Source organism: Nostoc sp. JL23, from assembly GCF_017115065.1.
In the GTDB taxonomy this organism is placed as follows: domain Bacteria; phylum Cyanobacteriota; class Cyanobacteriia; order Cyanobacteriales; family Nostocaceae; genus Nostoc; species Nostoc punctiforme_A.
This window is the reverse complement of sequence record NZ_JABXKN010000143.1, coordinates 30,721-45,482: the sequence shown is the minus strand read 5'-3', so window position 1 is coordinate 45,482 and position 14,762 is coordinate 30,721. Positions and strand designations below refer to the sequence as shown.

Annotated in this window: 16 protein-coding genes; 13 read left to right on the top strand and 3 right to left on the bottom strand. The window is 41.8% G+C overall.

What is annotated here, in order from left to right:
• Nucleotides 1–230 precede the first annotated feature (230 nt).
• From HWQ42_RS30315 to prfA, 7 genes are all read left to right on the top strand, one after another.
• On the top strand, nt 231–1,178 hold the full coding sequence (locus HWQ42_RS30315) for a DNA-directed RNA polymerase subunit alpha (protein WP_118167590.1): 948 nt from the start codon (nt 231–233) through the stop codon (nt 1,176–1,178).
• A 31-nt stretch (nt 1,179–1,209) separates the two neighbouring features.
• Nucleotides 1,210–1,560, top strand: a complete 351-nt coding sequence (gene rplQ, locus HWQ42_RS30310; RefSeq protein ID WP_094349105.1) for a 50S ribosomal protein L17 — start codon at nt 1,210–1,212, stop codon at nt 1,558–1,560.
• 132 nt (nt 1,561–1,692) lie between these two features.
• Nucleotides 1,693–2,541, top strand: a complete 849-nt coding sequence (gene truA, locus HWQ42_RS30305) for a tRNA pseudouridine(38-40) synthase TruA (RefSeq protein WP_292818574.1) — start codon at nt 1,693–1,695, stop codon at nt 2,539–2,541.
• Between the two features lie 116 nt (nt 2,542–2,657).
• Entirely contained in the window at nt 2,658–3,119 is a 462-nt protein-coding gene (gene rplM / locus HWQ42_RS30300; protein ID WP_012410699.1) for a 50S ribosomal protein L13, read from the top strand.
• Nucleotides 3,119–3,535, top strand: a complete 417-nt coding sequence (rpsI, locus tag HWQ42_RS30295) for a 30S ribosomal protein S9 (RefSeq protein ID WP_012410698.1) — start codon at nt 3,119–3,121, stop codon at nt 3,533–3,535. Before rplM ends, rpsI begins: the two co-directional genes overlap by 1 nt.
• 132 nt (nt 3,536–3,667) lie before the next feature.
• A complete protein-coding gene (rpmE, locus tag HWQ42_RS30290; RefSeq protein WP_069070756.1) occupies nt 3,668–3,910 on the top strand; it encodes a 50S ribosomal protein L31 in 243 nt (80 codons plus the stop codon).
• A 103-nt stretch (nt 3,911–4,013) separates the two neighbouring features.
• Nucleotides 4,014–5,111, top strand: a complete 1,098-nt coding sequence (gene prfA, locus HWQ42_RS30285) for a peptide chain release factor 1 (protein ID WP_292818569.1) — start codon at nt 4,014–4,016, stop codon at nt 5,109–5,111.
• A gap of 9 nt (nt 5,112–5,120) precedes the next feature.
• On the opposite strand, the gene HWQ42_RS30280 is transcribed toward prfA, so the two are convergent.
• Nucleotides 5,121–5,567 carry a hypothetical protein gene (locus HWQ42_RS30280; protein WP_292818566.1) on the bottom strand — a complete coding sequence of 149 codons (447 nt, stop codon included), beginning with the start codon at nt 5,565–5,567 and terminating at the stop codon, nt 5,121–5,123.
• A gap of 240 nt (nt 5,568–5,807) precedes the next feature.
• Here HWQ42_RS30280 and HWQ42_RS30275 point away from each other — a divergent pair, with 240 nt between their 5' ends.
• On the top strand, nt 5,808–6,170 hold the full coding sequence (locus HWQ42_RS30275) for a helix-turn-helix transcriptional regulator (protein WP_094328443.1): 363 nt from the start codon (nt 5,808–5,810) through the stop codon (nt 6,168–6,170).
• A 131-nt stretch (nt 6,171–6,301) separates the two neighbouring features.
• Nucleotides 6,302–6,760 carry a DUF29 domain-containing protein gene (locus HWQ42_RS30270; RefSeq protein ID WP_292818559.1) on the top strand — a complete coding sequence of 153 codons (459 nt, stop codon included), beginning with the start codon at nt 6,302–6,304 and terminating at the stop codon, nt 6,758–6,760.
• A 51-nt stretch (nt 6,761–6,811) separates the two neighbouring features.
• Here the strand turns inward: HWQ42_RS30270 and HWQ42_RS30265 are convergent, their stop codons facing one another.
• Together HWQ42_RS30265 and HWQ42_RS30260 are read right to left on the bottom strand one after the other, a co-directional pair.
• Complete coding sequence (locus tag HWQ42_RS30265) at nt 6,812–7,270, bottom strand: hypothetical protein (RefSeq protein WP_292818556.1); 459 nt, start codon at nt 7,268–7,270, stop codon at nt 6,812–6,814.
• Nucleotides 7,270–9,198 carry a hypothetical protein gene (locus HWQ42_RS30260; protein WP_292818553.1) on the bottom strand — a complete coding sequence of 643 codons (1,929 nt, stop codon included), beginning with the start codon at nt 9,196–9,198 and terminating at the stop codon, nt 7,270–7,272. The genes HWQ42_RS30265 and HWQ42_RS30260 overlap by 1 nt, the downstream gene beginning before the upstream one ends.
• Before the next feature lie 355 nt (nt 9,199–9,553).
• Here HWQ42_RS30260 and HWQ42_RS30255 point away from each other — a divergent pair, with 355 nt between their 5' ends.
• The 4 genes from HWQ42_RS30255 to gpmI all read left to right on the top strand — a co-directional run bounded on the left by HWQ42_RS30255 (nt 9,554) and on the right by gpmI (nt 14,698).
• Nucleotides 9,554–10,051: a hypothetical protein gene (locus tag HWQ42_RS30255; RefSeq protein ID WP_104899075.1), complete on the top strand. Its 498-nt coding sequence runs from the start codon at nt 9,554–9,556 to the stop codon at nt 10,049–10,051.
• 34 nt (nt 10,052–10,085) lie between these two features.
• Nucleotides 10,086–10,907 carry an Rpn family recombination-promoting nuclease/putative transposase gene (locus HWQ42_RS30250; protein WP_292818546.1) on the top strand — a complete coding sequence of 274 codons (822 nt, stop codon included), beginning with the start codon at nt 10,086–10,088 and terminating at the stop codon, nt 10,905–10,907.
• A gap of 285 nt (nt 10,908–11,192) precedes the next feature.
• Nucleotides 11,193–12,878: an ABC-F family ATP-binding cassette domain-containing protein gene (locus tag HWQ42_RS30245; protein WP_292818543.1), complete on the top strand. Its 1,686-nt coding sequence runs from the start codon at nt 11,193–11,195 to the stop codon at nt 12,876–12,878.
• A gap of 221 nt (nt 12,879–13,099) precedes the next feature.
• Entirely contained in the window at nt 13,100–14,698 is a 1,599-nt protein-coding gene (gpmI, locus tag HWQ42_RS30240) for a 2,3-bisphosphoglycerate-independent phosphoglycerate mutase (RefSeq protein ID WP_292818540.1), read from the top strand.
• Nucleotides 14,699–14,762: the final 64 nt, after the last annotated feature.

The following is a 14,762-nucleotide window of genomic DNA, read 5'->3' as shown; positions in this document are numbered from 1 at the left end:
GTTAAAGCTTGGGCGACCAGAAGCGTGTCAGATTTTCCCGCCGGGAAAGCTGTTAAGCTTCAGGCTACCCAAAATATTATTAGCGCCTGCAAGCTGAATGGGAGTGTCAAACTATACCGTAATTTTATACTAATAGTTTGATAGACCTAATAATCTACAGGACATAAATTCAATTCTGGAGGCAATTGATTTGTCTGCTAGCAGCACCTTAGAAAAAGGGAGGCTCATCCGTGGCGCAGTTTCAAATTGAATGTGTAGAGTCGAATACCGAAGAAAGTCGGAACCATTACAGTAAATTTGTTTTGGAACCTCTAGAACGCGGTCAAGGAACAACTGTTGGCAACGCACTGCGGCGGGTTTTACTATCTAATTTAGAAGGTACAGCAGTTACAGCAGTGCGGATTGCGGGCGTTTCACACGAGTTTGCTACAGTTCCGGGCGTGCGGGAAGATGTGCTGGAAATCCTCATGAAAATGAAGGAAGTTATCCTCAAAAACTATTCTTCGCAGCCTCAGATTGGAAGATTACTCGTTACCGGGCCAACAACAATCACTGCGGCGCATTTTGATTTGCCCAGTGAAGTAGAAGTCATCGATCCGACCCAGTATGTAGCCACCATTGCTGAGGGTGGAAAACTGGAAATGGAATTTCGGATCGAGAAAGGCAAAGGCTATCGTACTGTAGAGCGAGGACGTGAGGAAGCCACATCGTTGGATTTTCTGCAAATCGACTCGATATTTATGCCGGTGCGAAAAGTCAACTACAGTGTTGAAGAATCTCGTGGAGAAGGCTTGATTCCAAAAGACCGACTACTGTTGGAAGTTTGGACAAATGGCAGTATTTCCCCTCAAGAAGCACTATCTTCGGCCGCTGCGATCTTGGTAGATTTATTCAACCCGTTGAAAGACATCTCCCTAGAACCAACAGATACAGGTTCCGATATTCCAGACGATCCAACTGCCCAGATCCCCATCGAAGAGTTGCAACTTTCTGTGCGGGCATACAACTGTCTCAAACGGGCACAAGTTAACTCTGTGGCAGATTTGTTGGATTATACCCAAGAAGACCTCTTAGAAATTAAGAACTTTGGGCAGAAGTCAGCAGAAGAAGTCGTGGAAGCTTTGCAACGACGCTTGGGCATCACACTGCCAATGGAAAGAGGCTCTAAACACCCTTAAGAAAAACCTTCATAATTCATAGTGCATAATTATGCGTCACCGTTGTCGCGTCAAAAAACTCAGTAAACCAGCCGATCAACGCCGTGCTTTACTGCGATCGCTCGCCACCGAGCTGATCCGTCATGGTAAGATCACCACCACTTTAATTAGAGCGAAAGTTCTCAGAAGTGAAGTGGAGAAAATGATTACCCTAGCCAAAAATGGCTCCTTGTCAGCACGTCGGGAAGCTCTTGGCTATATCTTCGACAAACAACTGGTTCACGCTCTATTTGAGCAAGCTCCAACTCGATATGGCGATCGCCAGGGCGGTTATACCCGCATCCTGCGTACCGTACCGCGTCGGGGTGATAATGCAAAAATGGCAATAATTGAATTGGTTTAAGTCATTGGTCATTCGTCATTAGTCATTAGTCATTGGTCATTAGTGAATAACAAAGGACAAGTGACATAGACGCCCGGAGGGCGGCTTCCCGAAGGGTAGGACAAATGACAAAAGACAAAGGACAAAATCTGTATGTTAGAAAGCCACCAGCCTACACAAACTCATCGAGTAGCCTTGGTAATCCAATACCTGGGCACTCATTTTCATGGCTGGCAACGGCAAAAACAACACCGGACAGTTCAAGAAGAGATTGAAATTGCGATCGCTACTATTCTTGGGCATCATGTAACATTACACGGTGCTGGGCGAACCGATTCTGGAGTTCACGCTGCTGCTCAAGTAGCCCATTTTGAAGCAACAGGTTTCATTCCGCCTCACAAGTGGGCAACAATCCTCAACAGCTACCTGCCGCCAGATATATTAATCAGGGCTTCAGCTAGTGTCGATAACCGTTGGCACGCTCGCTTTAGTGCAGTCTATCGACGGTATCGCTACACAATATATACTGAAGATCGGCTTAACTTGTTTGTAAGACCCTTCAGTTGGCATTATTATTATGCACCCCTGGATGAATCTTTAATCCAAGCTGCCTTGAAACCTCTCTTGGGAAAGCATCACTTAGCTGCTTTTCACCGTGCAGGCTCAAAGCGATCGCATTCCTGGGTAGAGGTGCAAGCAGTAGAGTGTCGTCGCAGTGGGCCATTTATCCATATTGAAATACAGGCAGATGGATTTTTGTATGGCATGGTACGGCTGTTGGTAGGGATGCTGGTAGAAGTAGGTTCTGGACAACGAACACTTTCTAGCTTCACCGAACTCTGGAAAGAAGAACGCCGGGAAGAAGTGAAATATGCCGCACCGCCTCAAGGCTTGTGCTTGTTGCGAGTCGGCTATCCCGATTTTCCCTTTCCAAAAGAGATTTGGTACGACACCTTGCCAAAGTTCGTCACTAGTCAAGAGTCATTAGTCATTGGTCAGTAGAGACGCGATTAATCGCGTCTCTACAAAGGTCATTAGTGAATAACAAAGGACAACTGACAAATGACAAAAGACAAATGACTAATGACAAATTAAAAATGACAAAGGACAAATGACAAATGACAACAGTTAAAACATACCTTCCTTCTCAAGCAACCCTTGAGCGTGAGTGGTACATAGTAGATGCCACCGATAAACGTCTCGGTCGCCTCGCCAGCGAAATCGCTCAGGTATTGAGAGGCAAAAAGAAACCCGAATATACACCTCATCTAGATACAGGTGACTTCGTAATCGTCATCAATGCCGAGAAAGTAGCAGTCACAGGCAAAAAGCGTACTCAAAAGCTTTACCGCCGCCATTCTGGTCGTCCCGGTGGGATGAAAACGGAAACTTTCGCTAAACTGCAAGACCGCATACCAGAGCGGATTTTAGAACAAGCTGTTAAAGGTATGCTACCTAAAAATAGCCTGGGTAAGCAGTTGTTCACCAAGCTGAAGGTTTACGCTGGGCCTACGCATCCCCATGATGCTCAAAAACCCAAAGAACTAAAAGTTAGTACAATTCCTGGAGAAGAAAATTAATGGTAGTAGCAGATGCTAATAGCGGTCGCGCCGTATACTGGGGTACTGGCCGTCGTAAGAATGCAGTAGCAAGGGTACGCTTGGTTCCAGGTACCGGTCAACTGACTGTGAACGGTAAAGATGGAAATTTGTATTTCCAATTTAACCCCAACTACCTAGGAGTGATTAAAGCACCCCTGGAAACTCTGGGACTAGAAAACGAATATGACATTTTGGTGAAAGCAGAAGGCGGCGGCTTGACCGGACAGGCTGATTCTGTTCGTTTGGGAGTTGCTCGTGCTTTATGCCAACTAGACCCAGACAACCGCCCACCTTTGAAAACCGAAGGTTATTTGACTCGCGATCCGAGAGCAAAAGAGCGGAAGAAATATGGTTTACATAAAGCCCGGAAAGCGCCTCAGTACTCTAAGCGTTAGGGAATTGGGCATTGGGAATTGGGCATGGGGCATTGGTTTTTCCCACTTCCTCATCTCCCCCTACTCCCCACTCCCTAGCTGCAATTGAACGCTGAAAGTTATAATTGATATAGATTCATCACAAAAAGAACAATGGCTAAAGCTGATATTCACCCCAAGTGGTATCCAGATGCTAAAGTTTACTGCAACGGTCAAGTTGTTATGACCATTGGCTCTACCAAGCCAGAATTGCACGTAGATGTTTGGTCTGGAAATCACCCCTTTTACACCGGCACTCAGAAGATTATTGACACTGAGGGTCGAGTAGAGCGCTTCCTCCGCAAGTACGGTATGAGCAGCACTCAAACATCTGGCGACGAACAAGACAAAAAGTAGCGAGTTGGCTCTGCTGTTAACGACGGCCCTGCATCAGCTGGGTCGATTTTCATTTATATGCTCGAGCCAATTTGTTATTTTTTAAGGAGCGATCGCACTCGTCATGGCTGAATCATACTTACTAGACAAACTAAAATCCGTTGAACAAACTTTTAATGAATTAACCCGTCGTCTTGGCGACCCCGATACCGCTAGCAATCCTGATGAGTATCAAGAAATTGCTAAGTCTCGTTCTTCTTTGGAAGAGGTTGTTGATACTTATGAAATTTGGAAAACAGCCCAAGAAGACTTAATTGGAGCGCGTCAGGTTTACAAAGAATCTGCAAGTGACCCAGAGTTGCAAGAAATGGCATCACTGGAAGTAAAAGAACTTGAAGAAAAAATAGAACATTTAGAGTCTCGCTTGAAAGTCTTACTGCTACCACGCGATCCCAATGATGAAAAGAATATCATGTTGGAAATTCGCGCTGGTACTGGTGGCGATGAAGCAAGCATTTGGGCTGGCGATTTGATGCAGATGTACACCCGCTATGCCCAGACTCAAGGTTGGAAAGTTTCTCTAGTGAGCGAATCTCGTGGAGAAATGGGTGGCTGGAAAGAGGTCATTTTAGAAATTAAAGGTAATGACGTTTACAGCCAGCTAAAGTTTGAAGCTGGAGTGCATCGTGTGCAGCGCGTGCCGGCAACTGAATCTGGGGGACGGGTTCATACTTCCACAGCTACCGTGGCGATTATGCCAGAGGTGGATGATGTGGAAATTCACATTGACCCGAAAGATATTGAAATGACTACAGCTCGTTCTGGTGGTGCTGGTGGACAAAACGTCAACAAGGTGGAAACAGCCGTTGACTTGATGCACAAACCGACGGGAATACGCATTTTCTGTACAGAAGAACGCAGCCAGTTGCAAAACAAAGAACGGGCGATGCAAATTCTGCGGGCGAAGTTGTATGACATCAAGTTAAGCGAACAACAAGCAGCTGTAACTTCCATGCGGCGATCGCAGGTTGGTACTGGATCGCGATCGGAAAAAATTCGCACCTATAATTATAAAGATAACCGCGCTACCGATCATCGGTTAGGTCAGAATTATTCCCTTACCCCTGTTTTGGATGGTGATTTAGAGACGCTTATCCAATCTTGTATATCTCTAGACCAACAGGAACGGCTGGCGGAGTTAGCGACTTCTGCCGCTAACTAATTTTTGCCCTTAAATATACTGTAAAATCACTTGTTGTTCTGTTGTTTTTAACAGACACAGGTGGTTTTCTAATATCATGTCGAGTGTATCTTTTATTTCACTGGGATAATGGTAATAGGCAAATTCGTACTTCATAACGTAGTTTAGCTTCGCCCATTCCTTTAGGGTTTGACAGATATAAATTAATTTTTCTACTTCCTTTTGCCAACGCGCAAAAATCCGGTAGCTAAAAAAGCTGCTGCATATATTGCCTTTTACATCCCAATAGGAAATACACACTTGATGCTTCAGAAGGTGGATTTTTTTGATTTGCTTAACATCGTAGCCTTTAACTTTTAAAGCTTCTTTGGTTTCTGCCTTAGAAATGTTCCACAGTTCTGGTTTAATTTTATTAGTGGCTATAAGGTTTTTACCTTTGCGGCGATATTGATTAATTTTGCGTGGCTTGCGAAACATGATGCACCTTCGATATTATTTCTTCGCAGCAAAGTTGAGCTACTAGCACAAACGCTGTAGCAAACTAAGTTTTTTGGGTTGATTAAAGATAGATGGGTTATTCTACTAGCTTGATGCCTGTAGTTGCCGATTTACAACCAGAGATATAGTTTAGTACTAAAACACAAGGCTGTCAATATAAAAGTAAACTTGTAATATTGAAAGTAGACTTGTAAATAAAGTTGGCTAGCTATATAAGCAGTGAAGATCGAAAGCAAACAAAAACTGATTGAAATCATTAAACTAGCTCGCGGTTCAATGAGTCAGCGAGCATTTGGTAAGCTTTTGGGGGTATCTGCTACTGCTGTTCAGATGTGGGAAAAAGGTGTGAAGGTGCCAGATACAGAAAATTTGGCTCGAATTGCATCGAAAGCAGGCTACACAATGGAAGAGTTAATCAGCTGCATAGATGGCAAGCCAATTCCAGAAACCTCAGATTTGAGTCTGATTCTGAGACAAATCCAGCACATGCCTTTGGCTCAAGTGGCTCAAATTGTCCAAGCTGCGGCAGAGAGATTGGCGGCTGTGGCTGAAGCATCCGGGGATGAAGCAAAAGCAAGTTGAATATTAAAATAATTCGTAATTCGTAATTCGTAATTCGTAATTCGTAATTCGTAATTAAGTTTTTTAAGGGCGATTTAGCGCAAAATCGGATCAAAGTAGCTTGTGGTTTCTTGCTGTCAAGGTTCAACTCTATGGACAAACCTTTTTTGTATGACCAAGACTTCTATGGCTGGACACAGCAGCAGGCTAAAGCGTTAGAACAGAGGCTAGTTATGGAACTAGACTGGCAACACCTGCAAGAGGAAATTCAAGCTTTGGGCAGACAGGAGTATCGGGAACTCGTGAGTCGTCTGAGTGTATTACTCGGTCATCTCTTGAAGTGGGAGTATCAACCCGAACAACGCTCTCGCAGTTGGTTTTTAACAATTCGAGAACAGCGCCGCGCCATCAATAGGCATTTGCGGCAGAACCATAGCTTAAAGTCTCGAATAGAAGAAGCTTTGTTAGATGGCTTTGAAGCGGGAGTCGATTTGGCGCTTCGAGAAACTAACTTACCATTACGAACTTTTCCAGAGCATTGCCCCTATTTATTTGATGATGCGATCGCAGATAATTTTCTGTGCGATACTCGTCAAGACTGGGAAGGATAATTCCTGCCATTTTTTTACGCTCATTTGTTACTTGGAGACAAGTTATATTTGTCAATAAATAATAGAAACTAGCTTTTCAAAATCTTGGAAATTAAAGCTTTGCCGCATTTTACCATTTCTAAGATAGTTTACCTGATAATCTTGAGATTCAAAGAAAGCACCTAAGACAGGTAATTGTTCACTTTTAAGTCTAAAAATTATTGTATTCAGCTTATATTCACCATACTTTTTAATAAGATAAATAAAACTATCAAAACTTCCATTTACAGCTTTTTCAAATTCTAATATATCCTTCTCTAATTTATTAGAATTTTGTAAAATTAACGGTGGTACATCTTTAAGACTATTGAGATAATTACTCGTAAATACTGCGTCTTTTTTCGTATATGCAATAATTTCATGATAATTGTATAAAATACCTATTTCTGAACCAGATTTTTTTAGGTATCTTTCAATCTGTTCCTCATGATTCTGTAAGTCTTCTTCTTCTCGCTTGACTTCCACAATCATCAGAGGAGGGCGATATGGTTTAAAATATTTATTTTTGATTCACCTGGAGGTCTTACTTTACCTTTTTCGTTAATTAGAGCCTGCCAGAATTTAGAATCTTTGCTTTCACTTTCAGGTGATAGTTTTGTTTTAGCTTTCTCTTGAATTTCTTTTCCTACTTTACTAATAAAATCGTCATACAATGAGTTAAGTTGTATAACTAATTCAGGGATGAATGTCTTTAAAGATTCATTTACAGATGTCAGATCATTCAAGATATTTTCTAATTCCTGCTTTGGTTGTTTGGTAAACTTTTTCAACATTTCATCTTCATTTATTCCCTCAGCAAAAACCCTCATATCATAATATATATCTATATCTTTTGGCTCATAAAAGCCAAAGTTTCTATGAATAGCGTGTTTAGTATTCCATGCTGGATAGAGGTTACGATAATGTTCAACATATTTAGTAACAAAACCTTTATCTAGTTGACCTTTATCTTCATAAAGAAAACTTTGTACTCTTTTACTCAAATCCTCGAAATCTTTTATCTTTTGAATGGCAATTTCAATTGCTTTGATTTCCGATGATGTCAAAGCACCACTGCTTTTTATTTTCGTAAAGCTTTCTTGAATATTCTTGATTTCGTCCAATAAAATATTCCGTCTACCTTCTACTACACCCGCTATAGCTTCGATAAATTTATTTTTATCTGCTTGGACATCTTCTTCACTATAAAGGTCAGTATTTAGTTTGACTATATCATTACGATAGTATCTCAAAGCATCATAGAACAAAATATTTTCCAGAAAAAAATCTAGGTTCAAACGCCTGAATGTAGCTTGAATCTCTTCTTTTCTGATTTGAATTCCTGTATCATAATCGCTATTACATCCATGAACTTGTTCCGGTTCATTTTTGTGAGGTAATACCAAAGTTACAAATCTATGATGAAAATCTTTTGATTTAGATGTAAGATGATAGCCTATTAATTTACTAATATTAGTTTCAGGAGCAGCATTAAAGGGAGTTACAAAGAGACAGATGGTATCCTGATTCTCAATATATTTCTGTAAGTCTTTACGAATTGGATTTTCATCAAGTCCTTTAGTATCTACAACTGAGTCGAACTGAGACAAGTTTGAGCCAGATAAAACATCATAGCTCACATAAAGATATATTTTTCTTGGAATAGCAAACTCTTTTAACTCAACATTATTAATTGCAGCAAAGGTATTTTTTATCCATTCTTGCTCGTTCTTTTGATTGTCAAATTCAATCTTATTATTATTTCTAGATTCAAGTTTTGAATTATTTAAGGCAAGTTTTTTAAACTCATCTAATCCTAACTTATCAAATTCTTCCTTAGCTAGATCAATTTTTTTTACCTCATTATTAATTGTTGGATAGCGTAACTTCATTTCTGTAACATTTCTAATAGCTCTTTCAATTTCTTGAGAAATAATTATCCTTTTATCTGGGTTAGCATTATCTTTGTCTGCAATATAGTCGCAGAATTCAAAAATAAGATTTTCCATCTCATCAACTGTATAAGGCTCTATCTCTATGTAAGTTTTTTCCGAAGATTTGATAATTACTTCACATATAGTAGTTTTCCCTGCTCCAGTTGATAGTAGCTCTTTGGTTTCGATTACATTTCGAGGCTTATTAGCAATAGTTTTGGAAACATTGAAGTCGCTTATTAAATTAAAAAGATGGCAAATAGCTGTCGTCTTTCCTTGACCAATAGTACCTATAAAAGCAATTTTATATTTTTCTATACTAAGAATTTTTTCTATTTCATCTAATCGCTCTAACTTGGATTTCAGGTTATTAATGCAAATATGATTAGGTATATTAATTTCCGAATGGCCTGAAATTTTATTTATTTCCTTACTCAAATCTTGTTTCAATAATGCAATCTCTTCTTGCCACGTTATCGTCAACATACTGTTTATCCTGTTTCGATGCTTAATTACTTGATATTTACAGTATGCCCATTATGGTTGAATATCTAACAATGGCCTCATAACACCACCAACCCTTTCTCTGGTAAGCCTATAGCCAGTTGGTGATGAGCAAGGCGATCGCTAATTTTGGCTGAGTTAGAGGTTCTGGTAGAAATACATAACGGCTGCACAAACTAAGTCCGTCTGCGTGGACTCCAGCAAATTGAAACCCACCTCCGTGGGTTTTGTCTGTATAGCTGCAATTTCTAATCGCCAGTGCTAGGGTATTTTACTGGCAGTTAAGGAATAAATGGTTTTAAAATAGTGCAATCTTAAAATATTTAGGGGTGCAGCTATGTCGCTACGCAATGAGCCTTTAGATTGGCAACTTGAAACGAATAATCCTTATATACCAGTTTATCATCAAGGCAATTTGGTGGGATTTTTTAAACCAGAATATGCCAGTGAAATTATTAAAATTTTAAATGAAGAAGAAGTTTTAAAGAAAGCGCTGAAAATGGCTTGTACTGATTTAATTAAAAAAATCGGCGGTGATACCAGAAAAGTCAATTATTTAATGGAAAAATATGTAAAAACTAGTGAGCGTCCCAAGCATGGAACTAGAGCGATCGCTGTTTTACTTAGTGATAGGCAAAAAGAGCTTGACTTGAGTAACCAGGAGTTTGCTAAGTTCTGTGACACCTTTAAATTATCCCCTACCGAACTGAATAATATTTATGCGGGACAAGCATTTGATGATAGTTTATTAGCACCCCTTTCACGTATATTAGGGATGGCAAAAGAGCAATTGCTGAAAGTGCGAGATGGTTCTGAAGAATCAAGTAACACATGAACAGCAAATCCAAATCTTCAATTGATATAAAATTTTGAAAACAGACATCATTTTTTATCGGCTGTTTCAAGAATTCCCTGATATCTTCTTTGAACTTATTGGTAATCCTCCAGAATCAGCTAGCCTTTATCAATTTTCATCAGTTGAAATCAAACAAACAGCCTTCAGAATAGATGGTGTGTTTCTACCTACACAAGGAAGTGAAAACCAGATTTACTTTGTTGAAGTGCAATTTCAAGCTGATGGGGAAATTTATTCACGGCTAATTGCAGAAATATGTTTATACCTGCGTCAAAATCAACCATCAAATGATTGGGGTGCTGTGATTTTATACCCAAACAAAAATGTAGATACAGGCAATATCAAACATTACCGTGAGTTTTTCACAAGTGGGCGCGTCAGACGGATTTATTTGGATGAATTAGGTGAGGCTGCATCGCTTCCAATTGGCATTGCAACTGCTAAATTAGTAATTGCAACCGACGATATAGCGATCGCACAAGCAAGGGAGTTGATAGACAGAACTAAGTCAGAGATAAACTCACCACCAAAACAGCAGCAATTATTACAATTTATCGAGACTATTTTGGCTTATAAGTTTCCCACAATGAGTAGGGAGGAGATGGAGGAAATGTTTGGATTAAGCGAGTTAAAGCAAACCAGATTTTATCAGGAAGCCTTTCAGGAGGGTGTTGAACAAGGTAAGGTTCAAGGCATCGAACAAGGTAAGGTTCAAGGCATTGAGCAAGGTAAACTCAGAGCAGTACCAGCAATGTTGGCAGCCGGGTTGACTGTAGAACAAGTAGCACAGGCGCTAGATTTGAGTGTCGAACAAGTCAGACAAGCCGCGCAGTAGGATTCTTCTGATCAAGGAGTAGAGGAATTGGTGGACTACAACATAGGAACTATTGACAGTGGAACAAGTGGCTGAGGCATTTGATTTCAGTGTCGAAGAAGTTAGACAAGTAACGCAAAGCCAGCCTTGAGATAGATGTGGTAAATTTTATCCGTGGCTCAAGCCAAATTTGGTTTGCAGCTTCCAGACTTTCTCACGACGAATTTATAGTTAATTTTTGTTAATATTAGAGGCGGTGTTAGTACTTCGTCCTCAACCACCCACTCCCTACCTGAGAGAAACTTAATGCTGCGACTAGAACATATAAGTAAAATTTATCCCACAGGCGAAGTTCTCAAAGACATCAACTGGGAAGTTAAACCAGGCGATCGCATTGGCTTAGTCGGTGTCAACGGTGCTGGAAAATCTACCCAACTCAAAATCATCTCCGGGGAAATTGAACCTACCGCAGGTGAAATTATCCGCCCTAATAGCTTACACATAGCCTACCTCAACCAAGAGTTTGAAGTAGACCCCACCCGCACCGTTAGAGAAGAATTTTGGACTGTCTTCAAAGAAGCCAACGAAGTACAGTTATCTCTGGCGCACATACCACAAGAGATGGAAACGGCTAACCCAGAGGAACTGGATCGACTGATCGACAAGTTGGATCGGTTGCAGCGCAAATTTGAAGCCTTGGATGGCTACAACTTAGATGCACGCATCGGGAAAATCTTACCAGAGATGGGGTTTGGGCTAGAAGATGGCGATCGCCTCGTCAGTGCTTTCAGTGGTGGTTGGCAAATGCGGATGAGTTTAGGTAAAATTCTCCTGCAAAAACCCGACTTGTTGCTGCTGGATGAACCGACTAACCACCTAGATTTAGAAACCATTGAGTGGTTGGAAAATTACCTCAGAGGGCTGATCACGCCGATGGTAATAGTCTCCCATGACCGGGAGTTCCTTGACCGCCTCTGCACCCAAATTGTGGAAACTGAACGTGGCGTTTCCAGTACCTACCTTGGTAACTACTCAGCATATTTGGAACAAAAAGCTGAAAGTCAATCAGCACAACTGAGTGCTTACGAACGCCAACAGAAAGAATTAGAGAAACAGCAAACCTTTGTTGATAGATTCCGCGCCAGTGCTACCCGCAGTACCCAGGCAAAAAGCCGGGAAAAGCAACTCGACAAAATCGAGCGCATTGAAGCACCCATTGCAGGGGTAAGAACTCTGCACTTCCGTTTTCCCCCTGCACCCCGGAGTGGACGTGAGGTAGTAGAAATTAAAGATTTAACTCATCTTTATGGTGATAAAATCTTGTTTTTGGCAGCAAATCTGCTAATTGAAAGGGGCGATCGCATTGCTTTTCTTGGCCCCAACGGTGCTGGAAAATCCACCCTTCTGCGTGTAATTATGGGGATGGAACCACCCACAGAAGGTAGTGTTCAATTAGGCGATCATAATGTTATTCCCGGTTACTTTGAGCAAAACCAAGCTGAAGCCTTGGACTTGAATAAAACTGTCATGGAAACTATCCATGATGAAGTTCCAGACTGGGATAATCAAGAAGTCCGCACCCTTTTGGGACGTTTCTTATTTACAGGTGATACCGTATTTAAGGCAGTTGGCGCATTAAGTGGAGGAGAAAAAGCTCGTTTGGCGTTGGCAAAAATGCTCCTACGTCCCGCGAACTTACTAATTCTAGATGAGCCGACAAACCACCTAGATATTCCAGCGAAGGAAATGCTGGAAGAAGCGCTCAAAAATTATGATGGCACGGCAATTGTAGTATCTCATGACCGCTACTTTATTTCTCAAGTAGCTAACAAAATCGTCGAAATTCGTGATGGTGAATTCCGCGTCTACTTAGGAGACTATCATTACTATCTCCAGAAAATTGCCGAAGAAAAAGAACAAGCAAAGTTAGCTGCAATAGAAGCCCAAAAAGCGGCTAAGAAAGCTGCAAAAGCTTCCACAAAAAGGAAATAAAGGATTGGATAACACCTTAGTAGTAGTGCTAAAACTCTACTACTAAGTAATCACTCCTTATTAGCGTTCAAAAAAATTACAGAAAAACTACTAAAAGTTAAAAACTATTTCAAAAAACTGCAAGTCCTTCGTAAAAGAAGTTAATAAGCAAAAATTCACTTGCGGCGTGGATTAGCAGTGGTATCATTCGGGTATTACAAAAAGTAAAGGGCAATTTTACTATGACCAAAGCACCTGTTGCTCCTGTGGTGCTAGTCATTTTAGACGGATGGGGCTACTGCGAAGAAACGCGAGGAAACGCCATTACTGCTGCTAAAACTCCCATCGTGGACAGTTTATGGGCCGCTTACCCGCATACCCTCATCCACACATCAGGAAAAGCCGTAGGGTTGCCAGAGGGTCAAATGGGCAACTCGGAAGTTGGTCATTTGAACATTGGTGCTGGACGAGTGGTACCGCAAGAACTTGTACGCATCTCTGATGCGGTCGAAGACGGTTCTATTGCCTTAAATCCAGCACTCGTCAAAATTTGCCAGGAAGTTCGCTCTCGGAATAGCAAGCTGCATCTAGTAGGGCTTTGTTCTGAGGGAGGGGTACATTCGCATATCACCCATCTATTCGGACTACTTGACTTAGCCAAAGACCAGCAAATTCCAGAAGTTTGTATCCACGCTATCACTGATGGTCGTGACACCGCCCCAACAGAAGGGGTAAAAGCGATCGCGCTGCTACAAGATTATATAGACCGCGCAGGAATTGGGCGCATAGTCACTCTCAGCGGTCGCTACTACGCGATGGATCGCGATCACCGCTGGGATCGGGTTAAACGCGCCTATGACGTGATGACCCAAGATGGTGTGGGTAGCGATCGCACGGCTGTGGAAATCTTGCAAGCATCTTACGCCGAAGGGGTAAAAGATGAATTTGTCAACCCAATCCGAATTGCACCCGGCGCAATAGAACCAGGGGATGGGGTGATATTTTTCAACTTCCGCCCCGATCGCTCCAGACAATTAACTCAAGCTTTGGTTAGTCCCACTTTTAACGGTTTTGAAAGACAGCAAATCACACCCCTGTCTTTTGTCACCTTTACGCAGTACGATTCAGACCTACCCGTGGCTGTAGCCTTTGAGCCTCAGAATCTCAGTAACATTCTGGGAGAAGTCATAGCCAATCATAGTTTGAATCAGTTCCGCACCGCTGAAACCGAAAAATACGCCCACGTCACCTATTTCTTTAATGGGGGTCTGGAGGAACCTTTTGTCGGAGAAGATCGGGAACTGGTAAGCAGCCCGATGGTAGCGACTTACGATCATGCCCCAGCGATGTCAGCAGTAGCAGTTACAGATGTTGCAATCGCTGCGATTCAAAAGGGTGCGTATTCCTTAGTTGTGATTAACTATGCTAACCCAGACATGGTAGGGCATACTGGTCAAATCGACGCTACCATTACAGCAATTGAAACAGTCGATCGCTGTTTGGGTCGCTTGTTAGAAAGCGTTATCAAAGCCGGTGGTACAACAATTATTACTGCCGATCATGGCAACGCTGAGTATATGCTAGATGAAGGGGGTAATCCCTGGACAGCTCATACTACTAACCCAGTCCCCTTCATCTTGGTGGAAGGAGAGAAAGTCAAAATCCCTGGATATGGTACAAATGTCGAACTGCGAAGCGATGGCAAACTATCCGACATTGCCCCCACAATTCTAGAGATTTTACAGCTGCCTCAGCCACCAGAAATGACCGGGCGATCGCTGCTGAAAACAGCAGAATATGAGCTGCAACGCACTCGCACCCCCGTACAAGTGGGGCTGTAAAAGAGTCCTGAGTCCTGAGTTAGGAGTTCACTAAAAACTCCTAACTCATGAATTCTGAATTCTG